The organism is Mycobacterium sp. E3339 (assembly GCF_001666915.1).
GTDB lineage: Bacteria > Actinomycetota > Actinomycetes > Mycobacteriales > Mycobacteriaceae > Mycobacterium.
Genome location: NZ_LZIZ01000013.1, coordinates 1 through 975, shown reverse-complemented (window position 1 = coordinate 975; position 975 = coordinate 1). Strand labels below are relative to the sequence as shown.

General features: G+C 71.8%; 1 protein-coding gene. It reads right to left on the bottom strand.

The genetic code is table 11. The features are described 5' to 3' along the window. A partial coding sequence (locus tag A5702_RS00655; RefSeq protein ID WP_068217381.1) for a PPE family protein occupies positions 1–975 on the bottom strand: 975 nt, incomplete at both ends.

Genomic DNA, 975 nt, shown 5'->3' with positions numbered 1-975 from the left:
TATCCGGCGAAGGGGGGTCGGGCCATGACGGTGGGGCGGAATCCGTATCGGGGGCCGGCACCGGCGTGGGTGCCGCTGCCGACGCCGGCCAGGGGCATGCCGCCGAGCAGGTTGCCCGGTCCCCCGGCGGCCTCGGGTGCGGCGCTGATCGCGCTGACCGGGACCGCGGTGTGGCCCATCGCCGGCACGGCCGGGGCGCTGTTCCAGGCCACCGGCACCGACAACTTCCCACCGATCGAGCCGGCCCCGCCGATGGCCGCCGCCGGGTGCACCGCACCCGCACCGCCACCGAGCAGACCACCGAGCCCACCCAGGCCGGGCAGCGCCTTGGCCGCCGCGGGGGCCGCACCACCGATCGCCCCGACCGACTTGGCGATCTGCACAAAGTTGTTGCCCATACCGATGCTGAAGTAGGGCAGACCCTCGGTGTTGTAGAACAGGCTCGCGAAGGGGCTGTAACCGTTGACGGCCGTGCCCAGGTTGGTGGGCAGGGTGGTCTGGCCGGTCAGCAGGAACCACAGCTCCTGGAACGGATCGGTCGTGGTGGCCGCAGCCTGGGCGGCCTGCTGGGTCGTGCTCGTGGTGGCCGTGGTGGCCGCCTTCTGCACCACGTTGGCGGTATTACCCGCGGTGGTGTTGGCCGCCGCGTTGGCCACCGTGCCCGACTGGCTGGCCGTGCCCGCATCGTTGGTCACCTTCGGCGCCGGCGCGAACTGCGTCAGGCCCTTGGTCGTCGCCGTCGACTGCGCGGTGTAGGTGGCCATCGCCCCGGCATCTTGAGCCCAAAACTCGCCGTACTGGGCCTCCAACTGCGCGATCGCCCCGGTGTTCTGCCCGATCACATTGGTGGCCTGCAACTGCTGCACCAACGCCCGGTTAGCCGCGATCACCGGCGGGGGCACCACCGAGGAAAACACCGACTCATAAGCCGCCGCCGCCGAGCTGGCCTGCACCGCCGCCTGCTCGGCCTGCGCC